Source organism: Octadecabacter antarcticus 307 (assembly GCF_000155675.2).
Taxonomy (GTDB): Bacteria; Pseudomonadota; Alphaproteobacteria; order Rhodobacterales; family Rhodobacteraceae; genus Octadecabacter; species Octadecabacter antarcticus.
In genome coordinates this window covers 519,740-533,560 of sequence record NC_020911.1, presented here as the reverse complement: position 1 = coordinate 533,560, position 13,821 = coordinate 519,740, and the positions used below count along the sequence as shown (strand labels likewise).

Below are 13,821 nucleotides of genomic sequence, written 5' to 3'. Positions count from 1 at the left end.
AGCGGATCATGGGAAGCGTTACCCTCAATAAAATCACCAAGAGCTTTGGCGACGCTGAAGTCATCCCCCCCTTGGACCTGACCATCGAAGATGGCGAGTTCGTTGTGTTTGTTGGCCCGTCCGGTTGTGGTAAGTCCACGCTGCTGCGCCTGATCGCGGGTCTCGAAGAAGCGTCTGGCGGCAACGTTAGCATCGACGGTGTAGACGTGACCGAAATTTCGCCTGCCAAACGCGGCCTTGCGATGGTTTTTCAGTCTTATGCTTTGTATCCGCATATGACCGTGCGCAAGAATATCGCGTTTCCGTTGCGCATGGCGAAGATGCCGCAGGCCCAGCAGGACGCCAAGGTCCAAGCGGCAGCGACGGCGCTGAACCTCACTGATTATTTGGACCGCAAGCCGGGCCAGCTGTCCGGTGGCCAGCGCCAGCGTGTGGCCATTGGTCGTGCGATTGTGCGCGAACCTGCGGCGTTCCTGTTTGACGAACCTCTGTCCAACCTCGACGCCGCGTTGCGCGTCGGCATGCGCCTTGAGATTATGGAACTTCACGCAAAGCTGAAGACCACAATGATCTACGTGACCCACGATCAGGTCGAAGCCATGACAATGGCTGACAAGATCGTCGTGTTGCGGGCGGGCGTAATCGAACAGGTCGGCAGCCCGCTTGAACTGTACCACACGCCGCATAACAAGTTTGTCGCGGGCTTCATCGGTTCGCCCAAGATGAACCAGATTGAAGGACCAGAGGCGGCAAAACATAGTGCAACCACCATTGGTATACGTCCTGAACATGTGACCGTCTCAAAGACCGAAGGCATGTGGAAGGGCAAGGTCGGCGTTGCTGAACACCTCGGTTCTGATACGTTTATTCACGTCCACGACACGGGCGTAATGGACATGATGACAGTTCGCATTTCTGGCGACATAGAAGCCCGTCACGGCGACACGATCTATCTGACGCCGCAGATGGACCAGTTGCACAAGTTTGACGCGCAGGACTTGCGCATCACATGAAACGACTGGATGGTAAATCGGCCCTGATTACGGGGTCGGCGCGTGGTATTGGCCGTGGTTTCGCCGAAGGCTTTATTGCCGAAGGCGCAACCGTTGCCATTGCTGACATCAATTTTGAGGCGGCCAAAAAGACCGCAGAAGCGTTGGGAAGATCGGCCTATCCTGTCCAGATTGATGTGTCAGATCAGGCCAGCATTGACGCGGGGATCGCGTCTGTTGTGACGCATGCTGGTAAGCTCGATATATTGATCAACAATGCTGCGTTGTTCGATGCCGCCGAAACTGTCGGTATTACCCGCGCAAGCTTTGACAAGCTGTATGCGGTCAATGTCGCGGGCACGTTGTTCACGATGCAGGCCGCAGCCGCGCTGATGATCAAACAGGGTCACGGCGGTAAGATCATCAATATGGCATCGCAGGCGGGCCGTCGCGGTGAACCGTTGGTGCTGGTGTATTGTTCCACCAAAGCAGCGGTCATTTCGATGACGCAATCTGCGGGCCTTGATTTGATCCGCCATGGCATCAACGTCAATGCGATCGCCCCTGGTGTGGTGGACGGTGACCATTGGGACCACGTCGATGCGATGTTCGCCAAGCTAGAAAACAAAAAACCCGGGCAGAAAAAAGCCGAAGTAGCGGCTTCTGTTCCGGCGGGACGTTTTGCTGTTCCAGCGGATTTGACGGGCATGGCAATTTTCCTTGCATCGCCAGAATCCGATTACATCGTGTCGCAGACGTACAACGTCGACGGCGGACAATGGATGAGTTGATGAAACTGAATTTAGGGACTTTGGCCGATCTACCTGATGGTGTTCGTGGGCCTTCGTATGACCGCGCGGACCTATCCGCAGGCATCGTACATATCGGATTGGGCAATTTTCATCGCGCTCATCAGGCATGGTATTTGCACCGCTTGATGGACCTTGGGCTGGCGCATGACTGGGCCATTCTTGGCGCGGGGGTCCGTCCGGCCGATTCAGCACAGCGCGAACGGTTGTTGGCGCAAGATTGCCTGACCACACTGATCGAACTGGACCCGTCCGGAAAATCTGCCGAAGTGACCGGATCCATGATCGGGTTCATCCCAATCGCTGCCGATAACGCACCCCTGATCGCGCATATGACTGAACCTGCAATACGCATCGTCGCCCTGACGGTCACGGAAGGCGGCTATTACCAATCCAGCGCTGGCAGTTTTGATGCAGATCACCCTGACGTCCAACATGACGTTTCAAATCCGGCCACGCCGATGACGGCATTCGGTGCCATCGTTGCGGCCCTCGGCAAACGTCGCGCCGCTGATGTTGGCCCGTTCACCTGCCAGAGCTGTGACAACTTGCAAGGCAACGGTGAAATTCTGCATCAAGCTATCGTTGGCCTCGCCACCTTGATTGACCCCGACCTTGCCCAATGGATTGATCGAAACGTAACCTTCCCGAACGCGATGGTTGATTGTATCGTGCCTGCAACTGGTCCGGCTGAACTGGCCTTGGCGCTTGAATTCGGCGTCGAAGACGCTGCGCCCGTGACCCATGAGAATTTCCGCCAATGGGTCATTGAGGATAATTTTTGTGCCGGTCGTCCCGACTGGGACAAGGCTGGCGCAACGTTTACAAATGATGTCCACGCGTTTGAGACGATGAAGCTTCGCCAGCTTAACGCTGGTCATCAGATCATCGCGACACCGGGTGAAATGTTGTCGGTCGACACAATTGCGGGCACTATGGCGCATCCATTAATACAAGGCTTGTTTCGCAAGATCCTGACCGAAGAGATTGTGCCCCATGTTGCTGCGGTTCCAGGCATGACGCCGCTAGATTACGTTGATCTGATCGAACGCCGCTTTGCCAACCGAGAAATCCGCGACACCACACGCCGCGTCGCATTTGACGGATCGTCGCGTCATGCAGGTTTTCTGCATCCGATTATTCGGGATGCCCTTGCACACGACACGCCTTTAGACGGGCTCGCACTGATTGAAGCCCTTTGGGCGCGCATGTGCTACGGCACACGCGAAGACGGTGGCGAAATCGCGCCAAATGATCCATTTTGGGACAGTCTGGCCACCGCAGCGCAAGCTGCCAAAGACACCCCTCAGGTCTGGATTGACCAGAGGAAATTCTACGGCGACCTTGGCCAAAACGCACGCTTCGCAGACAGTTTTAAGGGTTGGCTTGACCTGATTTGGCGTGACGGTACTGAGGTTGCGCTGCAGGACTATCTGAAAAGCTGATCGTTCTGACAGCGCAACACTTTCAAACGTGGCAGGTAACGGTTGAGGTGGCTCTGTTGCGTCTCATCAGTCCTCAATTGCCAGTTCCACGGCGGCTTTGACGGTTTTGCGTACGGCTGCTTGTGCAGTGCGGGCAAGCAAAAAAGTCCCTTTGACGCCAGGCATGTTTAGAAAATGCCAGCGACCCGTAATGCGCGTTGCCGTGGCGTTCACCTGGCCATCGTAGTGCGGATGGTCGGAGCCTTCAAAATCTGTGTAGGTCTTTACAAGCTGAACGGCTGACCCGCTACGGGTCCCCGCCAGAACCGCCAGCAGCGTGTCGGTTGCTTCAGCGCGAAAGGTATTGGGTTCGACGACTTCACCCCGAAGGGTGCTCCCTGTTTGGATCAGCACCGCGTCAAAGGACACCGGTGTGCCAAGGACGATGTTGTCGTAGTCAAAGCGACCCGTCCAACTTCCGCTTAGGGACTCTGTTCCGGCCAATGGACTAAATCTTGCGCAATGTGTCACCGAACGACAGCGTTGGCGACAGTTCAACAACCTGTCCTTCGTCACTCGCCCCTTCAGCGTTGCGTGCGGCGATGATGCGGGCGGCAGTCTGGCCAATTTCACGGCGACAAGCATCCATTGTGGCCAGTTGTAACGGCAGCCCGTCCAATAACTCAACGCCATTGAAACCGGCAAGGCCGATCTTTTTTGGAATATCGGCGCCCTTTTCGTGGAGGTAAAGAAGACCTCCTGCACCGATCATATCGTTAGAATAATATAGAAAATCGAGGTCAGGAGTGCGCTCAAGCATCGCGGCAGTCATTTCACGCCCCTTCGCAAGCGCGGATCCACCGGAATAAAATTCCTGATCTGCAATCTCTACGCCCCCCTTGGCGAGCGTCTGCGTGAACCCCTCAAACCGCTTGCGTGCGCGGTGATCGAGCGGCATTTTTGTGCCCATGAACCCAATGCGTTTGTAGCCTGTCTTAAGGATTTCTTCGGCCATGAGACGGCCGGCACGACGGTGCGAAATACCGACCGACGTGTCCACAGCCTCGCCATCGGTATCCATTATCTCAACCACAGGAATTCCAGCCTGTTTCAACATTGCACGTGATGCGTCGGAATGTTCAAGACCCGCAATAATCACACCGGACGGACGCCATGACAGCATCTCAAACAAGACCTTTTCTTCTTTTTCCGGCTGATAGTCGGTCACGCCAACGACGGGCTGTAGTTCGGTGCCTTCAAGTTCTTCACTGATACCGGACAGCACCTCGGGGAAAACCATATTGCCCAAGGACGGGATGATCACCGCCACCAGATTGACCCGCTGCGACGCCAATGCACCCGCGATCTTGTTGGGCACGTAGCCCAATCTACGCGCAGCCTCCTGCACTTTTTCACGGGTCGCGGCGCTGACGTCGCCTTTGTTGCGAAGCACACGGCTGACGGTCATTTCGCTCACGCCAGATGCCTCAGAGACATCACGTAACGTGAGGGAGCGTTTGGATCTGGTCTGCAAGGGTAATATCCTGTCGATGATCTACCCAACTGTTACAGCCCCCAGCCAAAGAAGTCCAAGCCCTTGCGACGTGGCCCATTACACGGCAAACAGGCGCAGCGTGGCCCCGTGGCTCAACTGGACAGAGCAGCCCCCTCCTAAGGGGCAGGTTATTGGTTCGAATCCAATCGGGGTCACCAAAAACATCTTTAAAACTGTCAGAAAAAGGGAAAGCATGCGCAAAAAAAAGCAATAGCACGCTCAATCCTTACAAATAGGCAACATTACAAATGGCAGTACGCAACCTCAAGCGGATGCAAAGGTCATAATCCGGGCTTTGTTGCACAAATAGGCTGTTGGGATTCACTGAATGAAGGACTACCGGCTGACGCCGGTAGCCTCATTTAGAGGAATGCAATTCCAGATACTGCGTGATGATGTCGTCAGTCACATTTCCAGAGGTGGTTGAGAAATATCCGCATGCCCAAAACCGCCTGCCCCAGTAGCGCTTGCGCAACTCAGGGAATTCCATCTGGATGCGGCGCGACGAGCGGCCCTTTATGCGTTGCATAACGTTGGACAGGGACAGTTTTAGTGGGATCGACAGGAACATGTGCACATGATCGCGTCCCAGCACACCTTTCACGATATGGACGCCCATTTCGGCGCATGTTTGCATGATAATCTCACGTATCCGCTCTCGCATCGCACCCTGCAAAACCTTGTATCTATGTTTTGTGACCCACACGACATTTTGTGACCCACACGACGTGAAATCTGTGGTAAAATCGCGTGTGCGCGGATGAGGAATAACGCATGATCTTCTCTCCTGAATTTTGAAACCCGCATTAGCAGTATGGTTTCAAAATTCAGGAGAGAAGATCAATCATAGATTCGCTGAAGCTGGCCGGCTAGAAGCCGGTGGTTTCGATCCATTAGGTGGAAAATGAATCCAGTGTGATAGTTTAAGATATGAGCAGTTGGGCCCCTACGAAGTACAAGACCAAGAATTGGTCGTCTTACAATGACAGCTTGAAGCGGCGCGGATCGTTGTCGATCTGGTTTGATCCGGAGATAATTTGGACGCCGCCGCCAAGCGGCAAGCGCGGTCGGCAACAGCAATTCAGTGACGCGGCCATTCAGACTTGTCTGACGCTGAAGGTGCTGTTTGGCATGCCGCTACGCCAGACAACTGGTTTTGTCCAGAGCCTGTTGCAGCTGGCTGGTCTGGACTGGGTAGCACCGGATTTCAGCACCTTATGTCGCCGCCAGCAAACACTGAACGTGCGCCTGCCGTATCGCGGCTCCACCGGGCCACTGAACCTCCTCATCCCCTCTCATGGTTTGTAGGCAAACCACTGTCCCGTTCACTGTCCCGTTGCCGGCAACACATGCAAAGCATGTGTGAGAGGGGGCAGTGGACAGCACGGGGATCAAAAAGCCGAAGGTGAAGGCGAGTGGAATGCCCGTAAGCACTCCTCTCACACATGCAAGTATGTGTTGCCGGGCAAAGGGTGGCTCCAAACGCCGTATCTGGCGTAAGATACACATACCGTGCCCGGCAGGGCATTGCATTGCAATGTCCCGAGAGGGGCATCAACGGGGAAACGCTGGAGGTTCGGGCGGTCGAAGTCACCAGCAGCAACATCGGTGATGCTCCCGTATTGCCGGAACTTCTGAACCAGATCCCTGCCGATCAGGTCATCGGCAGTGTCACCGCACCCTCCCATGCATGTAAACATGCATTGCCGGGCAATGGATGGAGCGTATGACACGCGCAAATGCCACGAGGCGATTGCCGCCCGAGATGCCCACGCGGTGATCCCACCGCGCAAAAATGCAAATCCCTGGAAACCGACGAGCGCCGGAGCAATTGCCCGCAACGAAGCGGTCAGTGCACAACAATATCTGGGCCGCACCCTTTGGCGACGGTGGAGCGGATATCACCGCCGAAGCCGCGTCGAAACGAACCCTCTCGGGATATTGCTGCGCAATACCCTGCCGGGCAATGAATGCATTGTATGAAGCTACTGGGCCAATCGCTAATGGCGAGGGACTTCGAAAGGCAGGTCGCAGAAATTCAAATCCGCATCGCCGTGCTGAACCGCTACACTGCTCTAGGCATACCTGTCACAGAGCCAGTAGAATAAGTCCGTCTGGGGAAAGGGGAAGCACACCCCTCATTGGATTTGTGCAACAAAGCCTCCATTAGGTGGAAAATGAAGCCAACCGTGACAATCTGAATGACGATTTTGGTTATAATCCGTTTATGGTACAACTGCGTCAGGTTTCTGGCTAAGTTTCTGGGCTAGATATCAGGACAGTCGATTTCGACCTGCATCAGGGTCTGTTCGCCCGCCCAACTTTGTGGGCGAGGCGTGCAGCCCGTAGCGATGAAAACGGCTTGGCTTGCACGGGGGATGATACTGGCGAATGTTGGCGCATATTCAGTGTTTGTTCGCAGTAATTCGACCTGAGTGCCAAGGCGGCGTACCGCAAAGACGCTGGGTTCAACAGTGACAATTTGGGCAGGCACACCACGGAACGCCAGTGATGGTGTGTCGCACGCGCCAAGGCCGATTGCCGATATGATTGCCAGTCCCGCCTTGATCCACATTCCAACGCCCCTTTTTGTCTGTTATCGTTTCTGTCAAGAAACGGTTAACAAACCCTTTATCTCGCATCGGACATAAACATGACTGACGATAAAACGCCAAAGCCAATAGACGCTGCCGCAGACGCTGACCGCCACGCCATGAAGATGGCCAAGAAAAAGGTCGCGCGCGATAAAATCATGGCGACCAAGACTGACAAAAAGGGTCTGGTGATCGTTCACACCGGCAAGGGAAAGGGCAAATCGTCCGCAGCGTTCGGGATGATTTTCCGCCACATCGCCCACGGCATGCCCTGCGCGGTCGTGCAGTTCATCAAGGGCGGGATGTCCACGGGTGAGCGCGATTTGATCCTGTCCAAGTTCGCCGATGAATGTGCGTTCCACACGATGGGCGAAGGGTTCACGTGGGAAACGCAGGACAAGACGCGCGATACCGAAATGGCAATGGCCGCATGGGAAAAGGCCAAAGAGCTGATCCGAGATCCGAAAAATTCGATGGTCCTACTGGATGAGATCAACATCGCGATTCGCTATGATTACGTGCCGATTGCCGACGTGGTCGCGTTCCTCAGCACTGAAAAACCTGAAATGACCCATGTGGTTTTGACAGGGCGCAATGCGCACGTTGATCTGATCGAAATTGCGGATTTGGTGACTGAAATGGAATTGGTCAAGCATCCGTTCCGGTCTGGTATCAAAGCGCAGATCGGTGTGGAATTTTGATGTTGACGCCAATTGCGATTAGCGTTGGCATCTACCTTGCGATTGCAATTGGATTAATTCTTTCACAGCGCCCAAGATTGCTGAATGTTGGCGATGGCCTAAAGTTCAATACGCAGTCGTCTGGTATCAAACTGGCAGCACTACAGCCTTACACCCCAAGGGACGGCGCGCTGCTGCATTACCGCGACTTTGCCTGCGACACTGGCCCGCTGGTGGTGATGTTGCACGGATCCGGCTGGCACGGCGCCTGCTTTAATGACTTTGCATGCGATTTGGCATCCCGAGGTGTGGCGCATGTCTTGGCCCCTGATCTGCGCGGTCATGGCCCAAATACGAGCACGCGCGGCGATTGCAGCTACATCGGACAACTTTCGGATGACCTCGACGATTTGATTTCACAGCACCGTCGTGCAGATCAATCCTTAATTGTGATCGGTCATTCCAGTGGTGGTGGGTTGGCAATTCAACATGCCAGCGGGACACCCAAGCATCGGCCAGACCATGTCGTGTTGTTGTCGCCGTTTATCCATTATGCAGCCCCGACGATGCGGCCCAATTCAGGGAACTGGGCCTTTGCCCTGACACGCCGTATTATCGGATTGGTCATGTTGAATTTTGCGCATATCCGGCTGTTGAACGGGCTTATAGCAATTCAGTTTAATATGCCAGATTGGGTCAAAGAAAAGGGTGGCACAGATCGCTATAGCTATCGGTTGAACGCGTCATATGCGCCGCGAAACGCCTGGAAAACTGACATTACAAACTTATCAAATTACACCCTGATCGTCGGCTCAGAAGATGAGGCGTTTCTACCAGATCAGTTTGAACCTACCTTAAGCGCACTGAATGAACATGGCTCGTATGAGATTATTGTCGGTGCGACACATTTGGGCCTTTTGGATGATCCAAAAATGATGGCCAATATTATAAATACGATTACCACTTATTCAACTGGAGATTGCCTTGCCAACACGCCTACTCACTGAATTCGGCATGGGCACGTCACTGCGCCGTCAGGATTACACCCAAGCCGCGAGGCGGGCGTTGCAGGACGCATTGTGGCATAATTCGATCAGCCTTGCAGAGCTATACGGCAAAGACAAGGAAGACATGCAAATCACGGTTGAGATTGGCGTGCAGCAACCCGACCGCGTAGATACCGACGCGTTGCGCGATATCTTTCCGTATGGGCAATTGACGTTTGTCGTGGCGTTTGGAGGGCTTGATGTAGCGCGCCCCGACGGATTGCCGACGGTGATCGCAAACGTTGCCCTGTCGGTTGCATTGGAGTTGGGCGCATGAGCGGTGATCAGCGGTTCATCATCGAAATGGGAATGGGAAATGACTTGTATGGGCAGGATTATACCAAGGCCGCGAAACGCGCGATTGAAGATGCGTTGCGTCATTCATCAATCCCGCTGTTTGAGGCCACGGGCCTTAGCCACGATGCGATGCGCGTTGTTGTGACCGTTGGGGTGCAAGACCCTGACGCGGTAAATTGTGACGCGTTGGTCGATGCATTGCCAAGAGGCCGCGCAACTGTCCAAGCGGTAAAGGGCGGGTTGAACGTGACCAACCCCGACACCGGAAATGTCATCGTGATGGCATCGGCTGCGGTTGAAGCATTCTTGCCGCCGCAGGCCAAGCGTATTCACAAGGCTTGGCAGAGATCAGAAGCCGTGACAGGGTCATCCTGAAGGAGACCCCCATGCCAGATACTGCCCGCATCAACCCGACCGTTCCCAACGACCTTGACAGCTTTTGGATGCCGTTCACGGCGAGCGAGATGTTCAAAGACAACCCGCGCCTGATCTCAAAAGCCGAGGGCGTGCGTTATACCACTGTTGACGGACACGAGTTGCTGGACGGCACAGGCGGGCTTTGGTGCTGCAATGCAGGGCACAGTCATCCGAAGATTACCAAGGCTATTCAAGATCAGGCGGCGACGCTGGATTTTGTCCATAATTTCAATCAAGGCCATCCGTTAGCGTTTGAAGCAGCGGCGCGGGTCACCGCACTTGCCCCCGGTTTCCATCATGTGTTTTTCACCAATTCAGGGTCTGAAGCGGTGGATACTGCGCTGAAAATCGCGCTGGCCTACCACACTGCGCGTGGTGATGGGGATCGGCGCATTCTGGTGGGCCGCGAAAAGGCCTATCACGGGATCAATTTTGGCGGACTGTCTGTCGGTGGGCTTGGGCTAAACAAGGGTCAATTCGGGACACTTTATCCGTCCACGGCGCACATGCGGCACACGTGGCTGCCAGAGAATGCCAATTCGCGCGGGCTGCCAGAACATGGTGCTGAGCTGGCGGATGATCTGCAACGCATATGCGACCTGCATGGCGGACAGACGATTGCAGCGGTGATTGTTGAACCGGTTTCTGGTGCTGGCGGGGTGTTCCCACCGCCCGTTGGCTATCTGAAACGCCTGCGTGAAATTTGTGATGCGCACGGCATTTTGATGATTTTCGATGAGGTCATTACCGGCTTTGGGCGCATGGGCACACCGTTTGCGTTTGAAGCCTTTGGCGTCCAGCCAGACCTTGTGACCTGCGCCAAGGGCATGACCAACGCGACGGTGCCCATGGGTGGTGTTTTGGCGACGGCCGCGGTGCGTGATGCATTCCGCAACGGCCCCGCAAAAATGCCCGATCTGTTCCACGGTTACACCTATTCCGGCCACCCGCTGGCGTCGGCAGCCTGTATCGCGACGTTGGATGCCTACCGCGACGACCAGATTTTCGAGAACGCGACAGCGATGGCGGGCCCGTGGGAGGATATGCTGCATTCGCTCACTGATATTGCGGCTGTTATGGACGTGCGCAATTGCGGCATCCTTGGTGCGGTGCATTTGAAACAAGACGGGGCTGTCGGGGATGCGGGGCGCGCAGCCTATAACGGGCTGTGGGAAGCCGGATTGATTGTGCGGCCTGTAGGGGATGCGTTGTGTCTGTCACCACCGTTGACCATCACCCAAGATCATGTGGATGAGATTGGCGCGAAATTGCGGGCGCAGTTGGCAGGATGAAACCGGCCCTTCGGGGAGGTATTTAGAAACCAAAGAAGCTAGGGGGCGGCGAGCCCGCTCAGCGTTAGGCTGGTTGAAAGCGCGTCTTTGCTGACGATCAGTTCGATCACGGCGAAGGTGCCGCTGGCTTTGGCGCGGGTGAAGGCATCCGCGAAGTCAGCGGTTTTCTTCACTGTTTCGCCATGGCCGCCGTAGGCGCGGGCGAGGGCCGCGAAGTCGGGATTGGCGAGCATCGTGCCAGACACACGACCCGGATAGTGTTTTTCCTGATGCATGCGGATCGTGCCGTAGCGCCCGTTGTTGACCACCACAACGATGGGTTTGGCGCCGTGTTGCGCGGCGGTCGAAAGTTCGTTGCAGGTCATTTGAAAACAGCCGTCCCCTGCCAGACAAACAACCGTGCGGTCCGGGTGTTCGATTGAGGCGGAAATCGCGGCGGGAAATCCATAGCCCATTGATCCGGACGTTGGGGCAAGCTGTGTCCCGTGTTGTTTGTAGACGAAATAGCGGTGCAGGAAGGCGGCGTAATTGCCCGCACCATTGGTCAGGATTGCGTCGTCTGGAAGCGAGTCGGACAGCCAGGTAATGACCTGTTCCAGCCTTACATTACCGGGGGTTTCCTGCGGGGTTTTCCAAGTGTCATAGTCGGCGCGCGCGGATTTGGTCCAATCCGACCAATCGGTGTCGGACACGGGCAATTTTGAAAGTGCGCGGGTAAACGACACCGCGTCAGCGGTGACGGCAATGTCGGGTTGGTAGACGTGGCCAAGTTCGTCAGCATCTGCATGGATATGCATAATGGCGCAATGCGGGTTTGCGGGATCGATCAGGCTATAGCCTTGGGTTTCGATGTCACCAAGGCGCGAGCCGATCACGAGCAACGCGTCAGCATCACGCACACGCTGTGCCAGTTTGGCGTTCACGCCGACGTTGAGATCGCCCGCATAGTTCGGATGGCGATTGTCGAGGTAATCCTGGCGACGAAACCCCAGCGCGACAGGCAGGTTTTGGGTTGCTGCAAAACGTGCGAGATCAAGTGCGGCTTGTGGCGACCAATGCGGACCACCGACCACCACGAGAGGGCGTTTGAATTCACTCAGCCAGTCTAGCGCGTCTTTCGCAACGTTTGTCAGATCAGGGGCGAGCATGGCAATCGGTCCGGTCGTGTCGCCAACATCGGCCAGCGCGGACAACATATCTTCTGGCAACGCCAGAACCACCGGACCGGGGCGGCCTGACGTGGCGACGTGGAATGCGCGGGCGATGTATTCAGGCAGGCGGGCGGTGTGGTTTACCTCAGTCACCCATTTGGCGAGGCCGCCGAAGAGGGATTTGTAATCGACCTCCTGAAATGCCTCGCGGTCGCGATCCTCGCTGCGGATTTGGCCAACTAACAGGATCATCGGTGTGCTGTCTTGCATCGCGATGTGCACGCCCGCACTGGCGTTTGTGGCCCCGGGGCCGCGGGTGACAAAGGCCACACCGGGCTGGCCTGTCATTTTGCCATAAGCGTCAGCCATCATTGCGACGCCACCTTCTTGACGACAAACAATATTGTGAATGCCAGCGTCATACAGACCGTCGAGCGCGGCAAGAAAGCTTTCACCGGGAACAGAAAATACCCGCCGAACGCCAAAGCGGACCAACTGATCGACAAGGATTTGACCGCCATGTCTTGTCGTGGGGCGTTGCATAAATATTCTCCAATTTATTGGCGATATCATGGGGCACTGGTCAGGGAGTGCAAAGCCTCTATTTAGCAATTGGAACATTGCTTGGAGGCACCATGTCTTATCTTTTCGGTCTATCTGGATCGCTGCGCCGCGATTCGACAAACACCAAACTGATGCATGCGGCGGCGGCATCATTTGGTGGTGATCTGCGGATCGGTAATTTGCGTCTGTCACTTTACGACGGGGATCTAGAAGACGCGAGTGGCATTCCAGCGGATGTGCAGAGCCTTGCCGCACAGATTGCGGGGGCGCGGGCAATTGTTATTTCAACGCCGGAGTACAACAAATCCATCTCAGGTGTGCTCAAGAATGCGCTGGATTGGGTCAGCCGCACGAGCGGCGCGCCTTGGTCCGGTAAGCCAGTCGCGATCATGTCCGCCACGGCAGGGCGATCCGGCGGAGAGCGCACGCAGACTGCGTTGCGCGCCTGCATGATGCCGTTTCGCCCGCTAGTTTTGCAGGGGCCTGAAATGTTGCTTGGGGCGAGTTTTGAGCAGTTCGATGCAAACGACACGCTGATCAGCGCGCATTACCAAAAGACACTGGATGATCTGATGACGGCGTTGCGCGATATTTCCTAAATCGGGTTGGCGATCTCGATCAGGTTACCGTCGGGATCGCGGATGTAGATCGACAAGATTGGCCCTGTGGCGCCAGTGCGCGGGATGGGGCCGTCTATCACTGGCACATCCAACGCTGCGAAATGCGCGATCCAATCTGTAATGGGCGTATCGCTGAGAAAACAAAGATCGGCGCTTCCAGACTGCGGGTTGGCGGCCTTGGGGTCAAATTCAGCGCCGCTTTGGTGCAAGTTGATTTTCTGCCGACCGAATTTCACGGCGGTTCTGGTTGCGCCGTCTGCGACCTTAAATTTGTCCAGTGTCATGCCCAAAACGTCGCCAAAAAACACCACGCTTACGTCGATTGATCTGACGGTCAGAACAAGATGATCAAGGGATTTTAAGTTCGGCACTTGTAGGCT

Annotated in this window: 15 protein-coding genes, 1 tRNA gene and 1 pseudogene; 11 read left to right on the top strand and 6 right to left on the bottom strand. The window is 55.5% G+C overall.

What is annotated here, in order from left to right; genetic code table 11:
- Window positions 1–8: 8 nt before the first annotated feature.
- Genes OAN307_RS02850 through OAN307_RS02840 form a run of 3 tightly spaced genes read left to right on the top strand, consistent with a single transcriptional unit; the run spans window position 9 to window position 3,246 of the window.
- Entirely contained in the window at window positions 9–1,013 is a 1,005-nt protein-coding gene (locus tag OAN307_RS02850) for an ABC transporter ATP-binding protein (protein ID WP_015498346.1), read from the top strand.
- Complete coding sequence (locus tag OAN307_RS02845; protein WP_015498345.1) at window positions 1,010–1,783, top strand: L-iditol 2-dehydrogenase; 774 nt, start codon at window positions 1,010–1,012, stop codon at window positions 1,781–1,783. Before OAN307_RS02850 ends, OAN307_RS02845 begins: the two co-directional genes overlap by 4 nt.
- On the top strand, window positions 1,783–3,246 hold the full coding sequence (locus OAN307_RS02840) for a mannitol dehydrogenase family protein (protein ID WP_015498344.1): 1,464 nt from the start codon (window positions 1,783–1,785) through the stop codon (window positions 3,244–3,246). Before OAN307_RS02845 ends, OAN307_RS02840 begins: the two co-directional genes overlap by 1 nt.
- 66 nt (window positions 3,247–3,312) lie before the next feature.
- On the opposite strand, the gene OAN307_RS02835 is transcribed toward OAN307_RS02840, so the two are convergent.
- Window positions 3,313–3,729: a hypothetical protein gene (locus OAN307_RS02835; protein ID WP_015498343.1), complete on the bottom strand. Its 417-nt coding sequence runs from the start codon at window positions 3,727–3,729 to the stop codon at window positions 3,313–3,315.
- A 4-nt stretch (window positions 3,730–3,733) separates the two neighbouring features.
- Window positions 3,734–4,759, bottom strand: a complete 1,026-nt coding sequence (locus OAN307_RS02830) for a LacI family DNA-binding transcriptional regulator (RefSeq protein WP_015498342.1) — start codon at window positions 4,757–4,759, stop codon at window positions 3,734–3,736.
- Window positions 4,760–4,861: 102 nt separating this feature from the next.
- On the opposite strand from OAN307_RS02830, the gene OAN307_RS02825 reads away from it, so the two are divergent.
- Window positions 4,862–4,938: transfer RNA gene (locus tag OAN307_RS02825), tRNA-Arg, on the top strand.
- 200 nt (window positions 4,939–5,138) lie between these two features.
- Here the strand turns inward: OAN307_RS02825 and tnpA are convergent.
- Entirely contained in the window at window positions 5,139–5,486 is a 348-nt protein-coding gene (gene tnpA / locus OAN307_RS02820; protein ID WP_015501375.1) for an IS200/IS605 family transposase, read from the bottom strand.
- A 224-nt stretch (window positions 5,487–5,710) separates the two neighbouring features.
- On the opposite strand from tnpA, the pseudogene OAN307_RS25820 reads away from it, so the two are divergent.
- Window positions 5,711–6,888, top strand: a pseudogene (locus OAN307_RS25820) (transposase).
- Between the two features lie 158 nt (window positions 6,889–7,046).
- Here OAN307_RS25820 and OAN307_RS02800 read toward each other — a convergent pair.
- Window positions 7,047–7,355 (bottom strand): hypothetical protein, encoded by a 309-nt coding sequence (locus OAN307_RS02800; protein ID WP_015498340.1) that lies wholly within the window; start codon window positions 7,353–7,355, stop codon window positions 7,047–7,049.
- A 78-nt stretch (window positions 7,356–7,433) separates the two neighbouring features.
- On the opposite strand from OAN307_RS02800, the gene cobO reads away from it, so the two are divergent.
- From cobO to OAN307_RS02775, 5 genes are read left to right on the top strand one after another with little or no spacing between them, the layout of a single operon-like run.
- Window positions 7,434–8,075, top strand: a complete 642-nt coding sequence (gene cobO, locus OAN307_RS02795; RefSeq protein ID WP_015498339.1) for a cob(I)yrinic acid a,c-diamide adenosyltransferase — start codon at window positions 7,434–7,436, stop codon at window positions 8,073–8,075.
- Entirely contained in the window at window positions 8,075–9,061 is a 987-nt protein-coding gene (locus OAN307_RS02790; protein ID WP_015498338.1) for an alpha/beta hydrolase, read from the top strand. The genes cobO and OAN307_RS02790 overlap by 1 nt, the downstream gene beginning before the upstream one ends.
- A 7-nt stretch (window positions 9,062–9,068) precedes the next feature.
- Window positions 9,069–9,377: a Lin0512 family protein gene (locus OAN307_RS02785; RefSeq protein WP_044043088.1), complete on the top strand. Its 309-nt coding sequence runs from the start codon at window positions 9,069–9,071 to the stop codon at window positions 9,375–9,377.
- The gene (locus tag OAN307_RS02780) at window positions 9,374–9,772 is read left to right on the top strand and encodes a Lin0512 family protein (protein WP_015498336.1); all 399 of its coding nucleotides are present in this window, start codon (window positions 9,374–9,376) and stop codon (window positions 9,770–9,772) included. The genes OAN307_RS02785 and OAN307_RS02780 overlap by 4 nt, the downstream gene beginning before the upstream one ends.
- 11 nt (window positions 9,773–9,783) lie before the next feature.
- Window positions 9,784–11,106, top strand: coding sequence for an aminotransferase class III-fold pyridoxal phosphate-dependent enzyme (locus tag OAN307_RS02775; RefSeq protein ID WP_015498335.1), 1,323 nt, complete (start codon window positions 9,784–9,786; stop codon window positions 11,104–11,106).
- Between the two features lie 38 nt (window positions 11,107–11,144).
- On the opposite strand, the gene OAN307_RS02770 is transcribed toward OAN307_RS02775, so the two are convergent.
- Window positions 11,145–12,800: a thiamine pyrophosphate-binding protein gene (locus OAN307_RS02770; protein ID WP_015498334.1), complete on the bottom strand. Its 1,656-nt coding sequence runs from the start codon at window positions 12,798–12,800 to the stop codon at window positions 11,145–11,147.
- A gap of 92 nt (window positions 12,801–12,892) precedes the next feature.
- Here OAN307_RS02770 and OAN307_RS02765 point away from each other — a divergent pair, with 92 nt between their 5' ends.
- The gene (locus OAN307_RS02765) at window positions 12,893–13,420 is read left to right on the top strand and encodes an NADPH-dependent FMN reductase (RefSeq protein WP_015498333.1); all 528 of its coding nucleotides are present in this window, start codon (window positions 12,893–12,895) and stop codon (window positions 13,418–13,420) included.
- Here OAN307_RS02765 and OAN307_RS02760 read toward each other — a convergent pair.
- The gene (locus OAN307_RS02760) at window positions 13,417–13,812 is read right to left on the bottom strand and encodes a VOC family protein (RefSeq protein WP_015498332.1); all 396 of its coding nucleotides are present in this window, start codon (window positions 13,810–13,812) and stop codon (window positions 13,417–13,419) included. The genes OAN307_RS02765 and OAN307_RS02760 overlap by 4 nt on opposite strands.
- Between the last annotated feature and the right edge of the window lie 9 nt (window positions 13,813–13,821).

What these genes read in the sequence shown, in the direction of transcription:
- OAN307_RS02790 (WP_015498338.1), top strand. Translation starts at nt 8,075, where the DNA reads ATGTTGACGCCAATTGCGATTAGCGTTGGCATCTACCTTGCGATTGCA.
- OAN307_RS02775 (WP_015498335.1), top strand. Translation starts at nt 9,784, where the DNA reads ATGCCAGATACTGCCCGCATCAACCCGACCGTTCCCAACGACCTTGAC.
- OAN307_RS02765 (WP_015498333.1), top strand. Translation starts at nt 12,893, where the DNA reads ATGTCTTATCTTTTCGGTCTATCTGGATCGCTGCGCCGCGATTCGACA.
- OAN307_RS02780 (WP_015498336.1), top strand. Translation starts at nt 9,374, where the DNA reads ATGAGCGGTGATCAGCGGTTCATCATCGAAATGGGAATGGGAAATGAC.
- OAN307_RS02845 (WP_015498345.1), top strand. Translation starts at nt 1,010, where the DNA reads ATGAAACGACTGGATGGTAAATCGGCCCTGATTACGGGGTCGGCGCGT.
- OAN307_RS02840 (WP_015498344.1), top strand. Translation starts at nt 1,783, where the DNA reads ATGAAACTGAATTTAGGGACTTTGGCCGATCTACCTGATGGTGTTCGT.
- OAN307_RS02800 (WP_015498340.1), bottom strand. Translation starts at nt 7,355, where the DNA reads ATGTGGATCAAGGCGGGACTGGCAATCATATCGGCAATCGGCCTTGGC.
- OAN307_RS02850 (WP_015498346.1), top strand. Translation starts at nt 9, where the DNA reads ATGGGAAGCGTTACCCTCAATAAAATCACCAAGAGCTTTGGCGACGCT.
- cobO (WP_015498339.1), top strand. Translation starts at nt 7,434, where the DNA reads ATGACTGACGATAAAACGCCAAAGCCAATAGACGCTGCCGCAGACGCT.
- OAN307_RS02785 (WP_044043088.1), top strand. Translation starts at nt 9,069, where the DNA reads ATGGGCACGTCACTGCGCCGTCAGGATTACACCCAAGCCGCGAGGCGG.
- OAN307_RS02770 (WP_015498334.1), bottom strand. Translation starts at nt 12,800, where the DNA reads ATGCAACGCCCCACGACAAGACATGGCGGTCAAATCCTTGTCGATCAG.